Source organism: Eggerthella lenta DSM 2243 (genome assembly GCF_000024265.1).
GTDB classification, from domain to species: domain Bacteria; phylum Actinomycetota; class Coriobacteriia; order Coriobacteriales; family Eggerthellaceae; genus Eggerthella; species Eggerthella lenta.
Genome location: NC_013204.1, coordinates 2716330 through 2736362, shown reverse-complemented (window position 1 = coordinate 2736362; position 20033 = coordinate 2716330). Strand labels below are relative to the sequence as shown.

Genomic DNA, 20033 nt, shown 5'->3' with positions numbered 1-20033 from the left:
TCGGGTGGCGATGCCACAGCGGTTCGATTCTCGCGAAGCCTTCGAAACAGTCTGCTGACCCGGCGGCGGAAGCTCCTCTCGTCTGGCTATCCGTCGCGCTTGCAAGCGGAGGGAACCCCCCTTTCCCTCCGCTTTTCCTTTTGTCCCGCACCCCTCATACGAACGAATGTTTCACGTGAAACATTCGGCTGCGCCTGCGCACGACGCGGGCGTCTCGCGTTGCGCCGCGGCCGGCGCGCGCCCGCGTTCGCCATGGGCAACTTTCCCGTGCTTCGCGCGGGGTTTCGCGGTACCATGGGTGCGGACAAAAGACGAGCAAGCCGGCAGGACGAGGGGGTCGTCCCGCCGACGCGAGGAGACACGCGTTGACAACTCTGAACGATCTTCCTATCGGGAAAACCGCAACCGTGGCCGCGGTGGGCGGCGAGGGGTCGCTTCGACAGCATTTTCTGGACATGGGCATCATCCCGCTGGTCGACGTGACCATGGTGAAGCATGCGCCCATGGGCGACCCGATCGAGGTGCGCATCCACAGCTACGAGCTGACGTTGCGGCGCGACGACGCGCGCAACATCGAGATCGACGACGTGCGCGACGGCGCCGACGTGCGGGAGAGCCGCGCGTCGGGCAAGCCCGTCCCGCATCCGGGCCTGGGCGAGGGCGGCAAGTTCCACGACCGGGCGGGCGAGAACCCGCTGCCGGAGGGCACGCCGCTCACCTTCGCGCTCGTGGGCAACCAGAACTGCGGCAAGACCACGCTGTTCAACCAGCTGACCGGCTCGAACCAGCACGTGGGCAACTTTCCCGGCGTGACGGTGGATCGCAAGGACGGCTGCATCAAGGGCCATCCCGAGGCGCTCGTCACCGACCTGCCGGGCATCTACTCCATGTCGCCGTACTCGAGCGAGGAGGTGGTCACGCGCCGTTTCCTGCTGGACGAGCGCCCGCGCGGCATCGTCAACATCGTGGACGCCACGAACGTCGAGCGCAACCTGTACCTGACGATGCAGCTCATGGAGCTGGGCATGCCCATGGTGCTGGCCCTCAACATGATGGACGAGGTGGAGGGCAACGGCGGCACCATCCACGTGAACGAGATGGAGAAGCTGCTGGGCATCCCCGTCATCCCCATCTCGGCGTCCAAGAACGAGGGCACGGCCGAGCTGGTGGACCACGCCCTGCATGTGGCGCGGTTCCAGGAGCCGCCCGTGCGCCAGGACTTCTGCGCGCCCGACGAGCACGACGGGGCCGTCCATCGCTGCCTGCACAGCATCATGGCGCTCATCGAGGACCATGCCGAGCGCGCGGGCATCCCGCCGCGGTTCGCCGCGAGCAAGCTGGCCGAAGGCGACCAGCTGGTGCTCGATCGGCTCGACCTCGACCAGAACGAGAAGGACGCGCTCGAGCACATCATCTGCCAGATGGAGGCCGAACGCGGCCTCGACCGCGCGGCGGCCATCGCCGACATGCGGTTCAGCTTCATCGGCCGCGTGTGCGAGCAAACGGTGGTGAAGCCGACCGAGAGTCGCGAGCACGCGCGCAGCACGCGCATCGACAAGCTGCTGACCGGCCCCTTCACGGCCATCCCCGCGTTCGTCGCCATCATGGCGCTCGTGTTCTGGCTCACGTTCAACGTGGTGGGGGCGTGGCTGTCCGAGCTGCTCGACGGCGGGATCACGGCGCTCACCGACGTGGTGGCGTCGGGGCTTGCGGCGGCGCACGTGAACGAGGTGCTGCAATCGCTCATCATCGACGGCGTGTTCAACGGTGTGGGCAGCGTGCTGAGCTTCCTGCCTACCATCGTCACGCTGTTCTTCTTCCTGTCGCTGCTGGAGGATTCCGGCTACATGGCGCGCGTGGCGTTCGTCATGGACAAGCTGCTGCGGCGCATCGGGCTGTCGGGGCGCAGCATCGTGCCCATGCTCGTGGGCTTCGGCTGCACGGTGCCGGCGGTCATGGCCAGCCGCACGCTGCCGTCCGAGCGCGACCGCAAGATGACCATCCTGCTGACGCCGTTCATGAGCTGCTCGGCCAAGCTGCCCATCTACGCGTTCTTCACGGCGGCGTTCTTCCCGGCGAACGGGGCGGCGGTGATGGTGGGCCTGTACTTCGGCGGCATCGCGGTGGGCGTGCTCGTGGCGCTGCTCATGCGCTCGTCGATGTTCTCGGGCGAGGCGGTGCCGTTCGTCATGGAGCTGCCGAACTACCGCATGCCCAGCGCGCGCAACGTGGCGCAGATGCTGTGGGAGAAGGCGAAGGACTTCCTCGAGCGCGCGTTCACCATCATCTTCCTGGCCACGATCGTCATCTGGTTCTTGCAGACGTTCGACTTCGGGCTGAACGTGGTGGCGGACTCGCAGGACAGCATGCTGGCCGTGGTGGCCGGCTGGATCGCGCCGGTGTTCGCGCCGCTCGGCTTCGACGACTGGCGCATCTCGACGGCGCTCGTCACGGGCGTCATGGCGAAGGAGAGCGTCGTGTCCACGCTGTCGGTGCTGTTCGGCAGCACGGCCACGCTCGTGGCGGCCATCACGCCGCTCGCGGCGCTCGGCCTGCTGGTGTTCTGCCTGCTGTACACGCCCTGCATCGCGGCCATCGCGTCGGTGAAGCGCGAGCTGGGCGGCCGATGGGCGCTCGGGATGGCGTTCGGGCAGCTGGGCGTGGCGTGGGTTGCGGCGTTCGCGGTGCGCGGCGTGGGATTGTCGCTGGAGGAGGGCCCGGCGGGGGTGCTGACGCTCGCGTTGGGCGCGGCCGTCGCCGTGCTGGCGGTGCTCGCGGCGCGGCGCCTGGCGCGCAAGCGGCGCGCGCCGGGCGCCGTGCTGGGCTGCGGCGCGTCATGCGACGGTTGCGACGGCTGCACGCAAGCGGGCGCGGTCGAGGTCGAGGAGGAGGCCGACGCGCGGGCGCGGTAGGCCGGGTCGGCTCCACCGGGGGCGCCGGTGGAGCCTTTCGCGCGCGGCGCGGCGGCGGGGGCCTAGGGTCGCGGGCTTGCCTCGGGCTTGATCTTCCAGCCGTTGGCCCGTTGCTGCTCCGCCCAGAGGGCGGCGTACAGGGGGCTGCGTGCGAGCAGCTCGTCGTGGGTTCCCTGGCTTTCCACGCGGCCGCTGTCGAGCACCACGATGTTGTCGGCATCGCGCACGGATTGCAGGCGGTGCGCGATGGCCATCACGGTCTTGCGCTTCACCAGCTCGGCGATCGCCTGCTGGACGGCCACCTCGTTGGCGGGATCGAGCGAGCTGGTGGCCTCGTCCAGGAGCACGACCGGCGCGTCCTTCAGCAGCGCGCGGGCGATGGAGATGCGCTGTTTCTCGCCGCCCGACAGCGTGCAGCCGCCTTCGCCCACCACGGTGTCGAAGCCGTCGGGCAGCGCCTCGATGAAATCGAGGCAGGCGGCCAGGCGCGCCGCCTCGCGCACGTCCTCGTCGGTGGCGTCGGCGCGGCCCATGCGGATGTTCTCGGCCACGGTGTCGTGGAACAGGTACACGTCCTGGAACACCACGCTCGTGCCGGCCAGCACGTCGTCGGCGGCCCTGCGCGCGAGGTCCGCCCCGCCGAGCGTCACCGTCCCCGCCTGCGGGTCCCAAAAGCGCGCGGCCAGCTTCGCCACCGTCGACTTGCCCGAACCCGAGGGTCCCACGAGCGCCGTGAGGCCTCCCTCGGGGATGGTCAGGCTCACGTGTTCCAGCGCGCGTTCGTCGCCGCCGTAGGAGAAGCTCACGTCGTCGAACGCGATGCCGTGCCCGTGTGGCGCGGCCGGCGCCTCCGCGGGCGGCTCGGGAAGCTCGGGCTCGGCGAGCAGGCGCTCGATGCGCTTTCCCGCGGCGTCCGCGTTGCCGAAATCGGACAGGAAGTAGAACAGGGTCACGATGGGCTCGTAGATGCCGAGCGCCAAGAGCAGGAACATGAGCAGCACGAACGGATGCACCGCCTGCGCTTGGAGCAGCGCGCATCCGGCCAGCATGACCACGCCGGCGCCGGCGAGCAGCAGCGCGCGGCCGAACACGCCCACCGGTCGGCTGGCCTCCTCCTTGCCGAGCGATGCCTTCCTCAGCTCTTCGAAGCTGGCGCGCAGCGAGTCGAAGCGGGTGCCTGCGAGGTTGAACGCTTTGAGCGTGCGGATGCCTGCCACGTACTCGATGGTGCGCGACGAGCATTCCTGGGAGGCTTTCGTCAAGCGCCCGCTGCTCTGCGCCATCGCGTTGAACCCCTTCCAGAGGAAGGGCAGCGCGCAGGGCACCACCGCGAAGGTGGCCAGGGCCAGGCGCCAGTCGAAGAAGGCCAGCACCACGGCCGACAGCGTGGTCTTCGCCGCGATCATGCCCGCTTGCGACAGCACCTCGGCGCCGTAGTTCTCCACCGTCTCGTAATCGCGCAGCAGCACGCTGTCGATGTCCCCCGCGTCGTGGCGCTGGTAGAACCCGAGCGGCAGCCGGCGCAGCTTCTCGCCCATGGCCAGCCGCGCGTCGAGCACGGCGTCGGCCGTGCCGGCGCACGACAGCACGTAGACCTTGTGCGACGTGGCGTAGGAGGCCAGCACCTGCGCCGCCAGCACCGCGACGCAGGCCCACAGCGCGACGAAGTCGAGCGCGGCGCCCGGATGGACGATCGGCTGCACGAGCAGCCAGGTGGCCACCACCATGACCACGGACGGCACGGACGTCACGAGCGAGTCGAGGAAGCGCCACAGCACGAAGCGCACGCAGCGTCGCGGGTTGCCGAAGGTGAGCCGGTCGATGCTTTCTTTCAGGCGTCCCATGTCATCCTTCCTTTCCGACGGTGAGCGTCCACGCGTCCTTGCGCTCGTCCGCGTCCACCATCGAGCGGTAGAGCGGGCAGGCGTCCATGAGGTCGTCGTGCGTGCCCGTGCCGACCACGCGCCCCTCGTCCACGACGACGATGAGGTCGGCGGTGCGCACGGTTTTCATGCGGTGGGCGATGACTAGCACGGTTTTCCTGGCGGCCAACTGGGCGAACGCATCTTGTATCTTCGCCTCGTTCTCGGCGTCGGCGTAGGCCGTGGCCTCGTCGAGGATGATGAGGGGCGTGTCGCGCAGCATGGCGCGGGCGATGGCGAGGCGCTGGGCCTCGCCTCCTGAGAGCCGCGTGCCGTCTGCGCCGACGACGGTTCGGTATCCCTGGGGCAGCGCGTCGATCACGTCGGCGATGCTGGCGGCTTCGGCGGCGGCGACCACGCGCTCGTGCGGCGCGGACGAGCCCATGAGGATGTTGTTCTCCACGGTGTCGTCGAGGACGAACGAATCCTGGAACACCGAGGAGGCCAGCTCGGTCAGGCGCTCGGGCGCGATGTCCCGCAGGTCGACGCCGCCGAGCGCGATGCGGCCCTCCTGCGGGTCGAAGAAGCGCAGGCCGAGCGCCGCGAGGGTGGACTTCCCGCCGCCCGACGGGCCCACGAGGCCCACGACGGAGCCCGCGGGAACGCGGAAGGTGACGTCTTCCACGGCGTTCTTCTTCCCGTCGTAGGAGAACGTGACGTGTTCGAACGCCAGATCGAACGCCGTGGGCTCGACCGGGTGCTCGGGTTGCGAGAGCTCGGGCTCGGCCAGCACCTCGTCGATGCGCGCGACGGAGGCGTTGATGCCGTTCACGCCGAGGGCCTGCGTGATCATCTGCATGACCGGCTCCTTCATGCCGCCTCCCACCAGGAAGAACAGCAACGCCGTCGAAAGGAAGTCGGCGTAGGACGCCGCCGTGGGCAGGATGATGAGCACGGCGGGCAGCAGCAGGAGCATCTGCGTCCCCGCGGCGGCGTACAGCTTGCCCATGCCGCGGGCGTTGAACCAGGTGGCCCACTTGATGTTGCCCACGAACTCGCGTGCGTCCGCCTCGAAGCGCCCGAATGCGGCCAAGCTGCGGTTGAACACCTTGACCACCGGCATGCCGTGCACGAACTCGACCGTGGTGCCGTTGAGCTTCTCCCGGCTTTGCGCCATGGCCCGCTGGCATGCCGCGCCCTCGGGGCTTCCCAGCGCGCTGCCCAGCAGGAGGAACGAAACGACGATGGGAACCACCAGCAGCAACGCCAGCCGCCAATCGACGAACGCGAGGGCGGCGATGGTCAGCAGCGGCAGGGCGACGGCGCACACCGTGTCGGAGAGGTTGTGGGCGATGAACCCCTCGATCTTCTCCACGTCGTCGTTGAGCACCTTCTTGATCTCCCCTTGGCGCACCTGGTTGAAATAGCCTGACGGGATGCGGGCGAGCTTGTCCATGAGCTGCAGGCGCACTTCGTACAGCACGTCGAAGGCGGCCCGGTGGGCGAGCATCATGGAGAGGTAGCCCGTTGCGCCGTGCAGGACGGCCGCGCCCACCGTGGCAAACGCGAGGCCCCAGAGGAAGGGCAGGTCGAGCGCGCCCAGGTCGTTCCAGTTCAGGATGATGGCGCGCACCATGAGGTAGATGGTGAAGTACGGCGCGAGCCGCGCCGCCGCCGAGAGCACGGCCAGCGCGCAGGCGCCTGCGAGCGGGCGCGCCCGGCTGCCCGCAAGCTCCATGAGCCGTGCGAGGCCCTGCTTGGGGCGGGCGTTCTTGGCCGGGGGCTCGGCGGCAGGCCGGGCACCGGGTGCGGCTGGGCCCGCGGCGGGGGCGGCAGGGGAGGGGACGGCCGCAGGGGCCTGCGACCCCTCGGGCGCTGCGGCGGGCGGCGGTGCGCCCTCGTCTGCGGCGCCCGTGCTTGCCCGCGCGCCCCCTCCCGCCGCCAGCGATTCGTAGAACTCCCGTTGGGCGCTTGAGAACACGGTTCTGAGCGCTGGTTTGCACGCGGGCGTCGCCATGGGCCTTCCTCCTGCTTCCGCTTGTCCGCTCCGATAAAATGACCGGAATTGAGAATTCGGTCATTTAGATGTTAGCGTAGGATAACTATTCCGGCAAGAAGAAAATGACCAAATTATCAACAGCGGTCATTTTGTGTGCGGTTCGCGTATGCGGTTCGCGGTAGAATGACGGGGAGGATCCAAGCGCGCCCGGGCGTCGCAGGGCGCGCCTGCGCGAAAGGAGGGGCCATGCCCGCGATATTCACCGAGGCCGACCGCGAGGAGCTCCGCCGCCGCATGTTCGACGCCGGGTGGGACCTCATCGTCGAGAAGGGCGTCCGCAGCTTGCGCGTGGAGGACGTGGCGAGCCGGGTCGGCATCGCCAAAGGCACGTTCTACAGCTTCTTCCCCTCGAAGGAGGAGTTCGCGTACTCCATCGTGAAGGCGAATCGCCGCGCGGTCATGGACCTGTTCGAGGAGCTGTGCGAGCAGGAGGGCGGCCGCCTGGGCCGCGACGCCATGCGCACGTGGCTGCGATCGCTGTGGTACAGCGATCGCAACATCTACCGCTACGCCACCGCCGAGGACTTCGCCTACCTCTCCCGGCGTTGGCCCGACGAGCACAGCTTCGATCCCGAGGTCGATCGCGTCACGATGGGCCGGATCATGGAGCGCCTCGAGGGCGTGCGTCCCGATGCGGACTGGCGCGTGGTGGCGAACCTCCAGAAGGGCATCGCGCTCATGCTGCTCGACCGGAGCCTCATGCACGCGGAGGCCCTCGACGCCGCCGTCGACGCCGTCATCGAAGCCATCTGCGACGAGCTGTTCGGCCGGAAGGGCTAAGCCGCCCGCCGCAGCCCTGCATGGTGCGGCGGGCGTCCGAACGTCAGCCGCGGGCGCGCCAGGCCGAGGGGGTCGCGCCGAAGCGCTCGACGAAGGCGGCGGCGAACTTGCTGGGGTTGCGGTAGCCCACGCGCGCCGCGACGCTGGCGACGCTCTCGCGGCTCCCCGCAAGCAGACGCGCGCCTTCCTCGACGCGGCATTGGCGGCGGTACGCCATGGGCGACAGCCCATAGGCGTGCAGGAAGCGCTGCTTGAACGTGGAGAGGCCCATGTTCGCGCAGCGCGCCGCATCTTCGAGCGCGAGGTCTTCGTCCAGGTTGCTGCCGAGCAGGTCGAGCGCGCGTTCGAGGGCGAGCGCATGATCGTGGGTGCAATAGGGAAACGTCTTCCACACGGGGCGCTCGGTGGCGTCGAGCAGCGCGACCAGCTCGAGGGCCTTCAGGCGCATGCGCTCGATGCGCGCCCGATCGTCGATGCGGTAGAACGAGGCCAGCAGGGATGCCAGAGTGTCGTCGGGCAGGAAGATGCGGCATCCGTCCCCGCCAGCATAGCGCTCGCGCAGCGCGTTGAAGTCGACGCCGCCCGTCGCGTCGTGCGCCCTGAGCGTGGAGCTGCCGGTCTCGTACTCGATGCTGAGCGTCAGCCCCACGTAACGGGGCATGGGGTAGCGCATTTGCCGCTTGATGATGCGCTGGTCGTGCACCGCGCATTCTCTTTCGTGGATGAAGTAGCTTTTGCCGTTGGCGCTGGCTATCTCGCCGCGGCCCTGCTGGCACCATTCGATATGAAGCGAACGAGGCTCGCTGCTCTTCCAGGTCAGCGAGCCATGCGGGATGTCGTTGAACGTGAGGTTCACGCCCTCGAACAGCTCCCAGTCCTCTACGATGCCGGACGCTCCGTTGTCCAGCGCGAGCCGGAACACGGTGCGCGGGCCGTCCTTCTCGACGATATCGAAGCGGCCGGCGTTGCGCGTGGCCAGGTACTCAAGGCTTTTCATCCAAAGCTCCTTCGTGCATGAAGAACCCGCTCAGCCGACGCGTTCCCGCCGCGTCGAGCGGATAGGATTCCATGATACCCCCGTCCTCGAGGCGCACCACCCACGAACAGCAGGCCATGATGAACTCGGGATCGTGGGTGATCACGAGCTGCGCCGCCCCGCGACGCCGCACGTCGTGGATCAGCCGGGCGACCTGCCTCATGCGGTGGAGGTCGAGCCCGCTCGTGGGCTCGTCGTATACGATCACCTCGCGTTCGCTGGCCAGGGCGGACGCGATGCACGTCCGCTGCTTCTGCCCTCCCGACAGCGAGAGCGGGTGGTCGGCCGCGCGCTCGTCGAGGTCGAGCGCGGCCAACAGGCGATGCGCTGCTTCCTCGTCGGGCTTCGCCATGCTCAGCAGCACCTCGTCCAGCACGCTCTCGGCGAATAGCTGATGGTTTGCGTCCTGCATCACCTGGAAGCAGCTGCCTGCGCGCGTACGGCGCGAGCGGGCGCGTCCGTCGACGGTGAGGGTTCCCTTGCAGCGGTTGAGGCCGCACAGCGCGTTGGCGAACGTGGACTTGCCGGCGCCGTTCGCGCCGATCACGGCCACGACGGCGCGTCGCGGCAGCTGCGCGTGCGGGATGTCGAGCGCGCAGCGCGAGCGCGCGCCGCGGCGGTAGGAGAAAGAGAAGCCGTCGAGCGCGAACGTTCCGGCAGGCTCTGCGGGCTCGGCCGCTGCCGGGGGCTGCACGAACGCCGCGGAGAGCCGCAGCGTTCGCAGCCCGAGCTCTTCCAGCTCCCGGTCGTCGAGCGAGCGCAGCTCGGTTCCGCTCCACTGGCGCTCGACCGCCCCGTCGCGCAGGTAGTAGGCCCGGTCGACGAGGTCGGTCAGGTAGTGCAGCCGGTGCTCCGCCACCAGCACCGCGCAGCCCTCGCGCTTCCAGCGCTCGACGGCGGCGCGCAGGTGCGCCATCGAGGGGAAATCCAGGTTCGAAGACGGCTCGTCCAGCACCACCAGCCGTGGCCCGGCGGCGGTGGCGCTGGCGCAGGCGATGCGCTGCTTCTGCCCGCCGGACAGGTCGAAAAGGCTCCGCCCCATGAGCGGCTCCAGCTCGAACGCCGTGGATGCGGTGTCGATGCGCCGTTCGATCTCGGCGCGCTCCATGCCCTGGTTCTCGCAGCCGAAGGCCAGCTCGCCGCGCACGTCGACGTTGAAGAACTGGGACTTCGGGTTCTGGAACACCGAGCCTACGAGGCGTGCCGTGTCGTGCAGCGGTGCGTCGGCCGCGTCCAGCCCGCCCACGCGCACTCGTCCTTCCACGCGGCCCTCGTAGTAGTGGGGCGCGAGGCCGTTGGCCAGGCGGGTGAGCGTGGTCTTGCCGCAGCCCGACGGGCCGCACAGCAGCACCACCTCGCCGGACGCCGCTTGCAGGTCGACGCGGCGCACGCCGGCACCCTCCCGCCCGTTCGCGTAGGAGAACGAAACGTCTTCCATGACGAGTGTGGGCTCGCTGGTCGAGCCCGCGCTTCGGTTTCCCTCGACGTCCATCTCAAGCCCCTATCCAACCGAGGCTGCTCGCCACGAGCAGCCCTACCGACACGGCGCACGCCGCCCACACGACGACGTCCGCCGCGCCGAAGCCGATGTCGCAGATGTTCGTCCGCCTGACGGGCGCGCCCAGCCCGCGCGTCAGCGACGCGGCCGACAGGTCCTCGCCTATCTGCACGGCGCACGAGATGAGCGGCACCAGGCGGTACTCCACGAGCGATACCGGACCAGCCTTGCCCAGCCTCAGGTTGCGCATGCGCATGGCGGAGCCCACGGCGCGCGCCTCCTCGCCGAGGGTGGGGAAGAAGCGGAACAGCACCGACAGCGGGATGACCAGCCATTGCGGCGCATGTACGCGCTCGGCTGCGGCCATGAACTCCGACACCGTGGTGGTGGCGAACACGAAGTACGCCGTGGCGATGGTGGGCAGAAAGCGCGAGGCGATCATGCACGAGGCCACGATAGCGAAGTTCAAGGGCCCTTCGACCAGGGGCACCGCGAGCGCGGTGAGGCTCCACGATGCCGCGTAGGCGACCAACAGCCCCGCCGCCGCGCCGATGCGGCCCGACACGGCCAGCAGCGCGAAGGGAGCCAGCAGCATGAGCACGCGCGCCGCGTCCATGACCGGACCGCTCCCGCCTACCAACAGCGCGGTCGACACTGAAACGAGCAGCACGAGCTTGGTGCGAGGATCCAGGCGCACGGTGCGCTCCACGGCCCCGGTCTGCAGCAGTTCCACGGCCATGCCCTACGCGATGCCCGCACGCTTGAAGTGCTTCCCCAGCACCTTGAGGCCGATGAACCCGCCGACGATGCCGGTGACGAAGCACGCGATCAACATGGCCGGGTACGCCCACGGCTGCAGGTAGCCCATGAGCTCGTTGACGTAGGCGTCGCCGAATTGCCCGCGCATGGTGGCGTAGTAGCTGTCGGCCGTGAGCAGCATGGGCAGGAAGTTGCCGATCATCCAGCAGCTGAACACGCCGTGCGACAACACGCTCATCTTCGCGTTGGCGTAGCCCCCAGCGCGCACGATGAGGTCGGCGATCAGGCCGCATACCAATCCGGTGACGATGCTGAAGTAGCCCATGCCCGTGACGAACATGATGATGCCCACGAGCAGCCCCATGATGGTGATCATGCCGAACTTCTTCACGCGGGTGAGGTACAGCATGTAGGGGATGCCCGCGACGAGTGGGATGATGCCGCAGATGAGCACCATAAAGATGGGAATGAAGCCCAGGCACGCCACCGCGAACACGATGACGAAGTAGATGGCGGTGAATATGCCGATGTTGATGAAGTCCTTGCCGTTCAGCCTTCCGCCTGCGGAGGCGGGCGAGGAGCCCAGCGCGGCTCCGGACGAGGTCGTCTTCATGGTTGGTCCAGCCTTTCTTGCCGAAGCGCGCAGGTGCGTGCCCGGCCGATGTCGAGGGTCGATGGAGATGGGGATACGGGACGTGCGGACGTGCGCTTGCACGGACCCGGCGTCCGGTTCGCCGGCTCACGATCTCCGGAGTAAAAGTTAACCTAAGCGAACCATTGGCATGATACGGCATTGCATAGGGGTTGTGCAGCTCCGAAAAGCCGTCGCAAGCCCGAGCAGCCGACCGTTCGGAGCAGGAGGGGGCGAGAGGGGGTCGAGGAGGGAGTGCGCGGCGAGGTCGGGTCGCGAGGAGGCGGGATGCGGAGGATTCGCGTTACCTTGAGGAGCTCACTCCTTTAAAGTTAGCATTGGCTAACAATGTGGTATCATGGGCGTCGTCATCGAAGATGGAAGGCGGTACCTATGGTTGTCGGCGTGCACAAGTCGCTTGAAGAGGGTCGGACGTATTCCTACGCCGAGCTGCGCGACCGGTTCGGCCTCGCAGGCCCGGACCTGGAGCGAGTGCTCGATCGTCTCGTGGAGCGCGGGCGGCTGAAGCCGGTGCTCTTCCGCCGCGTGCAGCAGGCGGGGCGCGCGTCGCTCGTCTGCGCCACGCGCGAGAGCCATCTGCGCTGGGAGGCGTGAGCGCGCTCGTGCCGATAGGCCGCGCTTCCGGCATCGCCGTCGCGCCGCGCAGCCGCTTTGGGGTATCATGGCTGCAGCGACGGACGAGACCGGGCGGGGGACCATGCGCAACCACAAGACGCCTGCAGGCGAAACGGCGGGAAGCGAGCGGCGCGATGCGCGCGGCCGGCTCATGTCGTGCGCCGTCGCGGAGTTCATGGAGAAGGGGTTCGCCGGAGCTTCGCTGCGCTCGATAGCCGCGGCTGCCGATATGACCACGGGCGCCATCTACGGGTACTTCTCCGGCAAGGAGGCCCTGTTCGACGCCGTCGTGGCCCCGGCCGCCGACGAGCTGTACGCCCGCTACGAGGGCGCCCAGGACCGGTTCTACGAGCAGCCTCTCGAGGCCCAGACGTTCGAGCGGATGAGGGTCTACGAAGAGCGCATGATGCACGATCTGCTCGACTTCGTCTACGACAACCGCGACGCGTTCGTCCTCGTGTTCGCGAGATCGGCCGGCACCGCGTGGGAGCGCTACCTCGACCGCTTCATCGAGCTTGAAGTGCGGAGCACCGCCCGCTACGTGCGCGAGATGCGCGAGCACGGTATCGGGGTCGTCGAGCCCACGCCCGAGATGTCGCGCATCCTGGCCGGCATGTTCTTCCGCGGCTACTTCGAGCCGCTGCTGCTGGGCCTGTCGCGCGAGGCGGCCCACGCGTTCGTCGCCGATTTCGAGCGCTTCTTCCACGCCGGCTACGAGACGATCATGAGCCCCCAGCCGTCGTGATCCTCGGGTCGCCCCGATGTTTCACGTGAAACATCTGTTCCCTTCACGACGGCGGATGCGCGCTCGCGCAACGGGACGCGCGTGCGCAACGGGACGTGCTCGCGCAACGGCGCGCGCGCTCGTTCGCCCTTCCTTCCGCTGTGATCCTCGCCGAATCGCTACATCGCGCGCCCGTCCGTCCCTGCACGGTCCATATCGGGGCGAAAAAGTTGTAACAATGTTATATAACGGTGTTATACTTCCGAATGTAAGCCTGAGGTAACTTTCGGAAAGGAATGCGTATGGATGCGGGAAACGCGGTTGTTGCGGACGATGCCTGCGTCGGCGCGCCCGAGCGGGGCCCGGCGTCCGCGGAGAAGCGGGAGCCGAACCCGGTGGCGCTGCTGCTGGCGTGGTCGGAGGAGAACAGGGGCCGCTACGCGCTGTCGGTGCTGCTGGCCGTGATCGGCGTGGCGGGCAGCATCGTGCCGTACGTGGCGGCGGGGCAGATGATCGTGGGCGTGCTGGGCGGGGTGCGCGACTTCGGCTTCTACCTCATGTGGTGCGGCGTGGCGGCGGCGGGCTACGCCGGCTACATCGTGTGCCACCACGCCTCGACCGCCGTGTCGCACAAGGCCACCTTCTCCACCATCAGCAAGGTGCGCCGGCGCATCGCCGACAAGCTCACGCGCGTGCCACTGGGCTACGTGCTGGACACGCCTTCGGGCAAGCTCAAGAACATCATGGTGGAGAAGGTGGACAGCATCGAGACGACGCTGGCGCACGTGGTGCCCGAGATGACGTCGAACCTGCTGGTGCCCGTTGCCGTGGTGGCGTTCATGTTCGCGCTCGACTGGCGCATGGCGCTCGTGGCGCTCGTCACGCTGCCCATCGGGTTCGTGGCCTACATGGGCATGATGAAGGACTACGACCGGTGGTACGCGAAAACGGTGCAGGCCGGCGAGGACATGAGCACCACGGCGGTCGAGTACGTGAACGGCATCGAGGTGATCAAGGCGTTCGGCCGGTCGGCCAGCTCCTACGAGAAGTTCTCGGAGACGGTGGGCCGCTACGCGCGCTCGTTCATCGACTGGATGCACCACGTGCAGATCTTCCAGGACCTGGGCCTGGCCATCTGGCCGGCCACGCTGGTGACGGTGCTGCCGGTGGGATGCCTGTTCATCCTGCAGGGCACGCTCGAGCCGGCCACGCTCGTGATGGTCGCCGTGCTGTCGCTGTCCATCTTCCCGCCGCTGTACGCGGCCATGAGCTTCATCGACTCGCTCGCGCAGATCGGCACGGTGGTGGAGCAGATCACCGCCATCCTCGACGAGCCGGAGCAGCGCCGCGCCTCGGCGTCGGTCGGCGCCGAGGCCCTGGCGCAGCCGCGCGGCACGCGCATCGAGCTCGAGGGCGTGCGCTTCTCCTACGGGCGCGAGGAGGTCGTCCACGGCGTGGACCTGGCCATCGAGCCGGGGCAGGTGACGGCGCTCGTCGGGCCGTCCGGGTCGGGCAAGTCGACGCTCGCGCGCCTGATCGCCGGGTTCTGGGACGCGGACGCCGGCACGGTGCGCCTTGGCGGCGTGCCGGTGGGCGAGCTCTCGGCCGAGCAGCTTGCGGGCTGCATCTCGTACGTCGAGCAGGACAACTACCTGTTCGACGACACGGTGATGGAGAACATCCGCATGGGCAGGCCGGGCGCTTCCGACGAGGAGGTGGTGGCCGTGGCGAAGGCGAGCGGCTGCCACGAGTTCATCGAGGCGCTCGAGCACGGCTACCGGACGGTGGTGGGCGGCGCGGGCGGCCACCTCTCGGGCGGCGAGCGCCAGCGCATCGCCATCGCGCGCGCCATGCTCAAGGACGCGCCCGTGGTCATGCTCGACGAGGCCACGGCGTACACCGACCCCGAGAACGAGGCGATCATCGAGCAGGCCGTGGGCAAGCTGGTGGCGGGCAAGACGCTCGTCGTCATCGCGCACCGCCTGTCCACCATCGTCGATGCCGACAAGATCGTCGTCGTGCGCGACGGGCGCATCGAGGCCCAGGGCACGCACGACGAGCTCATGGCCGGTTGCCCGCTGTACGCGGGCATGTACCGCGCCCACATCGACGCCAAAGACGCGGCATAGGAGGCTCGCATGCTCGATACCATCAAGAAGTACTTCGCGTTCGGAGGCAGCTTCGCCGGACACCTCAAGCGCGGCATGGCGTGGTCGGTGCTGAACTCGTTCTTCGAGGCGTGGCAGATGATGGCGTTCGCCGTCGTGCTGTTCGCGCTGGCGGACGGGACGCTTTCCGAGGCCACGATGTGGACGGCACTCGCCATCATGCTGGGCAGCATCGCGGGCTGCTTCGTCACCTCGCACTTCAAGAGCGAGAACTTCTGCAAGGGGAACTTCTCCATGACGGGCGAGAAGCGCCTGCAGATCGGCGACCGGATGCGCTACCTTCCCATGGGCTACTTCAACGAGAACAGCCTGGGCGCCATCTCGGGCACGATGACCAACACGCTGGACGACGTGCAGAACGCCGGGGGCCAGGTGTACTCGAACGTCATCTCGGGGTTCGTGTTCTCGGGGCTCATGGCGCTCATGCTGCTGGTCTTCGATTGGCGGCTCGGCGCCGTGGTGATCGCGACCATCGCGCTGTTCCTGCTGATCAACAGCGCGATGCAGCGGAGCGCGCGCGCGTTGTCGGGCCAGCGCATGGCCGCGCAGAGCGCCATCGTGGGCGCGGTGCTGGAATACGTGCAGGGCATGGGCGTGGTGCGCGCGTTCTCGATGACGGGCGACGCCGAGCGGAAGCTGTCGGGCGCCATCGCCGAATGCGAGCGCATGAACGTGTCGTTCGAGTTCAAGTTCATCCGCTTCGCCGTGCTGCAAACCGTGCTGACCAAGACGTCGAGCGTGCTCATGTGCCTCGTGTGCGTGTGGTGCTGGATCGCGGGCACGATGGACGCGGGCGTGTGCCTCGTGGCCATCGTGGCGTCGTTCATGGTGTACGGGAAGCTGGAGATGTCCGGCACGTTCGCCAGCCTGCTGCGCCAGATCGACATCTGCATGGACAAGGTGAACGCCATGATCGCCACGCCGGCCATGGACGAGGGGGCCGGGGTCGAGCGGGCCGACGGCCTCGACATCGAGCTGCGCGACGTGTCGTTCGGCTACGAGAACCGCACGGTGATCGACCGCGTGTCGCTGGCCATCCCCGCGCGCACCACGTGCGCCATCGTGGGGCCGAGCGGCTCGGGGAAGACCACGCTGACGCAGCTCATCGCACGGTTCTGGGACGTCGACGCCGGGCGCATCACGCTGGGGGGCGTCGACGTGCGCGACTGGAAGGTGGACGAGCTGCTGGGCAACTTCTCCATGGTGTTCCAGGGCGTGTACCTCTTCGAGGACACCATCGAGAACAACATCAAGTTCGGCCGGCCCGACGCCACGCACGAAGAGGTGGTGGAGGCCGCGCGCCGCGCGTGCTGCCACGAGTTCGTGGAGGGGCTGCCCGAGGGCTACGCCACGCGTCTGGGGGAGGGCGGCGCCACGCTGTCGGGCGGCGAGCGCCAGCGCCTCTCCATCGCGCGCGCCATCCTGAAGGACGCGCCCATCGTCATCCTCGACGAGGCCACCGCCAACGTCGACCCGGAGAACGAGCGCGACCTGCAGCGCGCCATCGCCGAGCTGACGCGCAGCAAGACGGTCATCATGATCGCGCATCGCCTGAAGACCGTGCGCGATGCCGACCAGATCGTCGTGCTCGACGGCGGGCGCATCGTGCAGCGCGGCACGCACGATGCGCTCATGGCCGAAGGAGGTCTCTACGCCGATTTCGTGGGCATGCGCGAGCGTGCGATCGGCTGGAAGCTGGGCGGGGCTGCGACCTGCGCTAACGCTCCTGCCTGAGCAGCTGCGGGAGCTCGGCCAGGGTGCGCACCACGGCGTCGGCCCCGGCTGCGCGGAAGCGGGCCTCCACCCGGTCGCGCGCCCGGTCGCGCTCGGCCGGGCTCAGGGCCTCGTACTCCTCCTGCGCAAGCCCCAGCTCGGAGCTGCCCTCGATCACGCCGATGGTGAACACGCCCGCCGCCTTGCCCTCGCGCATGTCCGAGGCGGTGTCGCCCACCTTGGCGGCCGCCTGCACCGAGCTCACGCCGAGGGCCTCCAGGTTGCGGAACACCATGTAGGGCCACGGGCGGCCCTTGCCGTGCGTGGCGTCGGGGGTGATGGAGAAGTCGGGCGCGTAGCCGCGCTCGCGGGCGGCGGGCGCCACGATGGCCATCATCTTGTCGGTGTAGCCGGTGGTGGCGCCGATGCGCACGCCCGCGGCGCGCAGCTCGGCCACCGTGTCCAGCACGTGGGGCTTCGGCTCGGCGAAGCGGGGGAGGATGGACAGCAGCTTGCCCTCGAACAGGGCGTACAGGGCCTGCGCGTCGTCCTCGTCGGGCCGCTTGCCGTGCACGCGCTCCCATGCGGAGGCGATGCGCTCCATGCGCAGCATCTCCCTGATGTGGTCGATTTTCAGCATGCCCATGGGCGCGCGCGTTTCCTCCATCGTGGGCTTCACGCCGTGGTGCTCGAACACGTCGGCGAACGCCTGCACGGGCGCGAAGCACCCGTAATCGACCGTCGTGCCCGCCCAGTCGAAGATGACCGCTTCAACCATGCTACGCCTCCTTGCGCTTCGTTGCGACGAACTCGCCGAGGATGCTCGTCACGTTGAGGATGTCCGCCGGGTAGATCTCGCCGATGGTGCCGATGCGGAAGGTGTCGCCGTCCGTGAGCTTCCCCGGGTAGATGACGTACCCGCGCGCCTTGACGTAGTCGTACATCTCGCGGAAGGTGAACGCCGCGTCGGCCGGGTGCGCGAAGGTGGTGATGATGGGCCCCTGGTTCTCGGTGAGGTAGGGCTCGAAGCCCAGCGCGCGCATGCGCTCGATGAGCAGCCGGTTGTTCTCGGCGTACCGCGCCGCCCGCGCGCTCACGCCGCCCTCCTCCTCCAGCTCGCGCAGGGCCTGGGCGAAGGCGAGCACCGCGTTGGTGGGCGAGGTGAAGCGCCACTTCCCGCCGTCGCGCTCCATGGTCTGCCACTGGGCGTACAGGTCGAGCGACAGGCTGCGCGCCTTGCCGCGGCTGCCTTCCAGCAGGTCGCGACGGCAGATGGCGAAGGAGAAGCCGGGCACCCCCTGGATGCACTTGTTCGCGCTGCTCACGATGAAGTCGATGCCCCAGTCCTCCACGGGGATGTCGATGCCGCCGAAGCTGGACATGGCGTCGACGATGAACGCCGCCCCTGCGCGCTTGGCCACGGCGCCTGCGGCCTCGATGTCGTTGACCAGGCCCGACGTCGTTTCGTTGTGCACCATGGCCACGTGCGTGATGGAGGGGTCGGCGGCCAGGTGCGCGGCGATGCGCTGCGCGTCGACGGGGGTGTCGTAGGGCTCGGCGTACACGGTGACGGGCACGCCCGCCTGGCGGCAGATCTCGGCGAGGCGGTCGCCGTAGGCGCCGTTCGCGCAGACGAGCACGCGCTCGTCGTCGCCGACCACGCTCGTCAGCACGGATTCGTTGCCGAACGTGCCGCTGCCCTGCATGAGCACGGCCGTGTAGCGCTCGGGCGCGACGTGGGCGAGGCGCAGCAGGTGGGCGCGGATGTCCTGCGTGATGCGTTTGTAGTCGTCGTCCCAGGTGCAGTGGTCGAACAGCATCTGCTCCTTCACCGAGCGCGTGGTGGTGAGCGGGCCGGGCGTCAGCAGCTTGTAGGTAAGCTCCAAAGCGATCTCCTCCGATGGCGAAAGCGGGTTTTCTTCGCACCGTATTCTGCGTTTGGAACGTTTGGCCCTCGTCAACCGCGGGTAAAGATCGCGCAAATTCGCAGGAGAGGCGGGACGGGGCGCTAGGCCGCTTCCGCGTCCGGCTCGAGGTCGCGCAGGGCGGTTGCCGCGCCGGGCGCCGAGGCGGGTGATGCGTCGCCGCTCGGCGCGAAGCCGCTGCGGTGCGATCCGCCCCCTCCCGACGCGTCGTGCGAAGCCTCCGGGAAAATAAGTTAGCCACAGTTGACATAAGAAGAGGTGCTCACTATAATTCGAACCGTCGGTTTGAGACCGTTGGTTTTGATGGCGGCGGGTGCGCCCTGCGAGGAGGTGCCCGAGGCGGAAGCTCGAGGAGGTGCGAAGGCGTGAAGCGGATCGAGGGCGTGACCGAGCGGTTGCTGGCGGCTGCGCGCGAGGAGTTCCTGGAGAAGGGCTACGAAGCCGCGTCGCTGCGCGCCATCGCCGAACGTGCCGGGTCGAGCAAAGGGGCCATCTACGTGCGCTACGCCGACAAGGAGGCGCTGTATGCGGCCGTGGTCGACCCGGTGATCGAAGAGCTGTGCCTGTTCTTCACCGAGGAGTTCGACGGCTTCGGCAAGCTGCCCGCTGACGTGCAGCAGTCTACGATGAACGACTATGCCGACCAGGGCATAGGGCTCATGATGGACTACATCTACGACCACTTGGCCGAGTTCAAGATCCTCGTGACCAACGGCGGCGAGCGCTACGACGAGTTCATGCACCGCGTGGTGGAGTTGAACAGCGCGACGACCTACCGCTACATCGAAGCCGTCGGCAGCGACGCCGTGACGGCGGGGCGGCTGACGCCCGAGCTCATGCACATGATATCGAGCGCCTGCTTCTCGGGCATCTTCGAGGCCGTTGCGCACGACATGGGGCGCGACGAGGCGAAGGCCTACGTCGAGCGCCTGTGCCTGTTCTTCCGCGCGGGCTGGCAGGCCATCTTCGACCCGCAGTTCGCGGCGTTGGTCGACCTGGCCGCGCAGATGCCCGATGCGCCCGTGCAGGACGTGGCCGCTCGCCTCGTCGAAGCGCGCGGGGGTGCGCCATGAGGTGCCTCGTCGACGCCGAAGGCTGGGTTCGCTGCCCGGTGTGCGGCGCCAAGACGAGGACGAAGGTGCGTGCCGACACGCACCTGGTCCGGTTCCCCCTGTACTGCCCGAAATGCCATCGCGAAACGGTGGTGGATCGGCGGCCGGAGGGGGAGGCGCGTCGATCGGACGCGCGTACAACGACATAGAACGACATAGAACGACCCGCGCAGAGCCAGACGCATTCGACGCAGAGCCGCACCGCAGGGACTTCCGGA

General features: G+C 68.4%; 16 protein-coding genes. 8 read left to right on the top strand and 8 right to left on the bottom strand.

The window, feature by feature from the left end; genetic code table 11:
* Nucleotides 1–365 precede the first annotated feature (365 nt).
* Nucleotides 366–2912 carry a ferrous iron transport protein B gene (feoB, locus tag ELEN_RS11670; RefSeq protein ID WP_015761096.1) on the top strand — a complete coding sequence of 849 codons (2547 nt, stop codon included), beginning with the start codon at nucleotides 366–368 and terminating at the stop codon, nucleotides 2910–2912.
* Nucleotides 2913–2974: 62 nt separating this feature from the next.
* On the opposite strand, the gene ELEN_RS11665 is transcribed toward feoB, so the two are convergent.
* Nucleotides 2975–4756: an ABC transporter ATP-binding protein gene (locus ELEN_RS11665; RefSeq protein WP_015761095.1), complete on the bottom strand. Its 1782-nt coding sequence runs from the start codon at nucleotides 4754–4756 to the stop codon at nucleotides 2975–2977.
* Nucleotide 4757: 1 nt separating this feature from the next.
* On the bottom strand, nucleotides 4758–6791 hold the full coding sequence (locus tag ELEN_RS11660; RefSeq protein WP_015761094.1) for an ABC transporter ATP-binding protein: 2034 nt from the start codon (nucleotides 6789–6791) through the stop codon (nucleotides 4758–4760).
* A gap of 228 nt (nucleotides 6792–7019) precedes the next feature.
* Between ELEN_RS11660 and ELEN_RS11655 the strand changes: the two genes are divergently transcribed.
* Complete coding sequence (locus tag ELEN_RS11655) at nucleotides 7020–7613, top strand: TetR/AcrR family transcriptional regulator (RefSeq protein WP_015761093.1); 594 nt, start codon at nucleotides 7020–7022, stop codon at nucleotides 7611–7613.
* A gap of 43 nt (nucleotides 7614–7656) precedes the next feature.
* Here ELEN_RS11655 and ELEN_RS11650 read toward each other — a convergent pair whose 3' ends face one another.
* From ELEN_RS11650 to ELEN_RS11635, 4 genes are read right to left on the bottom strand one after another with little or no spacing between them, the layout of a single operon-like run.
* Nucleotides 7657–8610: a helix-turn-helix domain-containing protein gene (locus ELEN_RS11650; RefSeq protein WP_015761092.1), complete on the bottom strand. Its 954-nt coding sequence runs from the start codon at nucleotides 8608–8610 to the stop codon at nucleotides 7657–7659.
* Nucleotides 8597–10141: an ABC transporter ATP-binding protein gene (locus tag ELEN_RS11645; RefSeq protein ID WP_015761091.1), complete on the bottom strand. Its 1545-nt coding sequence runs from the start codon at nucleotides 10139–10141 to the stop codon at nucleotides 8597–8599. Before ELEN_RS11645 ends, ELEN_RS11650 begins: the two co-directional genes overlap by 14 nt.
* A gap of 1 nt (nucleotide 10142) precedes the next feature.
* The gene (locus tag ELEN_RS11640; protein WP_035586505.1) at nucleotides 10143–10886 is read right to left on the bottom strand and encodes an energy-coupling factor transporter transmembrane component T; all 744 of its coding nucleotides are present in this window, start codon (nucleotides 10884–10886) and stop codon (nucleotides 10143–10145) included.
* Between the two features lie 3 nt (nucleotides 10887–10889).
* On the bottom strand, nucleotides 10890–11519 hold the full coding sequence (locus ELEN_RS11635) for an MptD family putative ECF transporter S component (protein ID WP_015761089.1): 630 nt from the start codon (nucleotides 11517–11519) through the stop codon (nucleotides 10890–10892).
* Nucleotides 11520–11930: 411 nt separating this feature from the next.
* On the opposite strand from ELEN_RS11635, the gene ELEN_RS11630 reads away from it, so the two are divergent.
* The 4 genes from ELEN_RS11630 (at nucleotide 11931) to ELEN_RS11615 (ending at nucleotide 16799) form a co-directional block, all read left to right on the top strand.
* Nucleotides 11931–12152, top strand: a complete 222-nt coding sequence (locus ELEN_RS11630; RefSeq protein ID WP_015761088.1) for a hypothetical protein — start codon at nucleotides 11931–11933, stop codon at nucleotides 12150–12152.
* A gap of 67 nt (nucleotides 12153–12219) precedes the next feature.
* Nucleotides 12220–12918, top strand: coding sequence for a TetR/AcrR family transcriptional regulator (locus ELEN_RS11625; RefSeq protein WP_081434204.1), 699 nt, complete (start codon nucleotides 12220–12222; stop codon nucleotides 12916–12918).
* Nucleotides 12919–13199: 281 nt separating this feature from the next.
* On the top strand, nucleotides 13200–15026 hold the full coding sequence (locus tag ELEN_RS11620) for an ABC transporter ATP-binding protein (RefSeq protein WP_015761086.1): 1827 nt from the start codon (nucleotides 13200–13202) through the stop codon (nucleotides 15024–15026).
* A 9-nt stretch (nucleotides 15027–15035) separates the two neighbouring features.
* Nucleotides 15036–16799, top strand: a complete 1764-nt coding sequence (locus tag ELEN_RS11615; RefSeq protein ID WP_015761085.1) for an ABC transporter ATP-binding protein — start codon at nucleotides 15036–15038, stop codon at nucleotides 16797–16799.
* Here the strand turns inward: ELEN_RS11615 and phnX are convergent.
* Both phnX and ELEN_RS11605 read right to left on the bottom strand, forming a co-directional pair.
* Complete coding sequence (gene phnX, locus ELEN_RS11610; RefSeq protein ID WP_015761084.1) at nucleotides 16783–17556, bottom strand: phosphonoacetaldehyde hydrolase; 774 nt, start codon at nucleotides 17554–17556, stop codon at nucleotides 16783–16785. The genes ELEN_RS11615 and phnX overlap by 17 nt on opposite strands.
* Nucleotide 17557: 1 nt before the next feature.
* Complete coding sequence (locus ELEN_RS11605) at nucleotides 17558–18664, bottom strand: 2-aminoethylphosphonate--pyruvate transaminase (protein WP_015761083.1); 1107 nt, start codon at nucleotides 18662–18664, stop codon at nucleotides 17558–17560.
* A 404-nt stretch (nucleotides 18665–19068) separates the two neighbouring features.
* Here ELEN_RS11605 and ELEN_RS11600 point away from each other — a divergent pair, with 404 nt between their 5' ends.
* Nucleotides 19069–19776, top strand: coding sequence for a TetR/AcrR family transcriptional regulator (locus ELEN_RS11600; RefSeq protein ID WP_015761082.1), 708 nt, complete (start codon nucleotides 19069–19071; stop codon nucleotides 19774–19776).
* Nucleotides 19773–19964, top strand: a complete 192-nt coding sequence (locus ELEN_RS15955; RefSeq protein ID WP_057385171.1) for a cysteine-rich KTR domain-containing protein — start codon at nucleotides 19773–19775, stop codon at nucleotides 19962–19964. Before ELEN_RS11600 ends, ELEN_RS15955 begins: the two co-directional genes overlap by 4 nt.
* Nucleotides 19965–20033: the final 69 nt, after the last annotated feature.

Coding starts and splice junctions, on each gene's coding strand:
- ELEN_RS11665 (WP_015761095.1), bottom strand. CDS start 4,756: ATGGGACGCCTGAAAGAAAGCATCGACCGGCTCACCTTCGGCAACCCG.
- ELEN_RS11650 (WP_015761092.1), bottom strand. CDS start 8,610: ATGAAAAGCCTTGAGTACCTGGCCACGCGCAACGCCGGCCGCTTCGAT.
- ELEN_RS11655 (WP_015761093.1), top strand. CDS start 7,020: ATGCCCGCGATATTCACCGAGGCCGACCGCGAGGAGCTCCGCCGCCGC.
- ELEN_RS11660 (WP_015761094.1), bottom strand. CDS start 6,791: ATGGCGACGCCCGCGTGCAAACCAGCGCTCAGAACCGTGTTCTCAAGC.
- ELEN_RS11640 (WP_035586505.1), bottom strand. CDS start 10,886: ATGGCCGTGGAACTGCTGCAGACCGGGGCCGTGGAGCGCACCGTGCGC.
- ELEN_RS11635 (WP_015761089.1), bottom strand. CDS start 11,519: ATGAAGACGACCTCGTCCGGAGCCGCGCTGGGCTCCTCGCCCGCCTCC.
- ELEN_RS11630 (WP_015761088.1), top strand. CDS start 11,931: ATGGTTGTCGGCGTGCACAAGTCGCTTGAAGAGGGTCGGACGTATTCC.
- ELEN_RS11625 (WP_081434204.1), top strand. CDS start 12,220: ATGGCTGCAGCGACGGACGAGACCGGGCGGGGGACCATGCGCAACCAC.
- ELEN_RS11645 (WP_015761091.1), bottom strand. CDS start 10,141: ATGGACGTCGAGGGAAACCGAAGCGCGGGCTCGACCAGCGAGCCCACA.
- ELEN_RS15955 (WP_057385171.1), top strand. CDS start 19,773: ATGAGGTGCCTCGTCGACGCCGAAGGCTGGGTTCGCTGCCCGGTGTGC.
- ELEN_RS11620 (WP_015761086.1), top strand. CDS start 13,200: ATGGATGCGGGAAACGCGGTTGTTGCGGACGATGCCTGCGTCGGCGCG.
- ELEN_RS11615 (WP_015761085.1), top strand. CDS start 15,036: ATGCTCGATACCATCAAGAAGTACTTCGCGTTCGGAGGCAGCTTCGCC.
- phnX (WP_015761084.1), bottom strand. CDS start 17,556: ATGGTTGAAGCGGTCATCTTCGACTGGGCGGGCACGACGGTCGATTAC.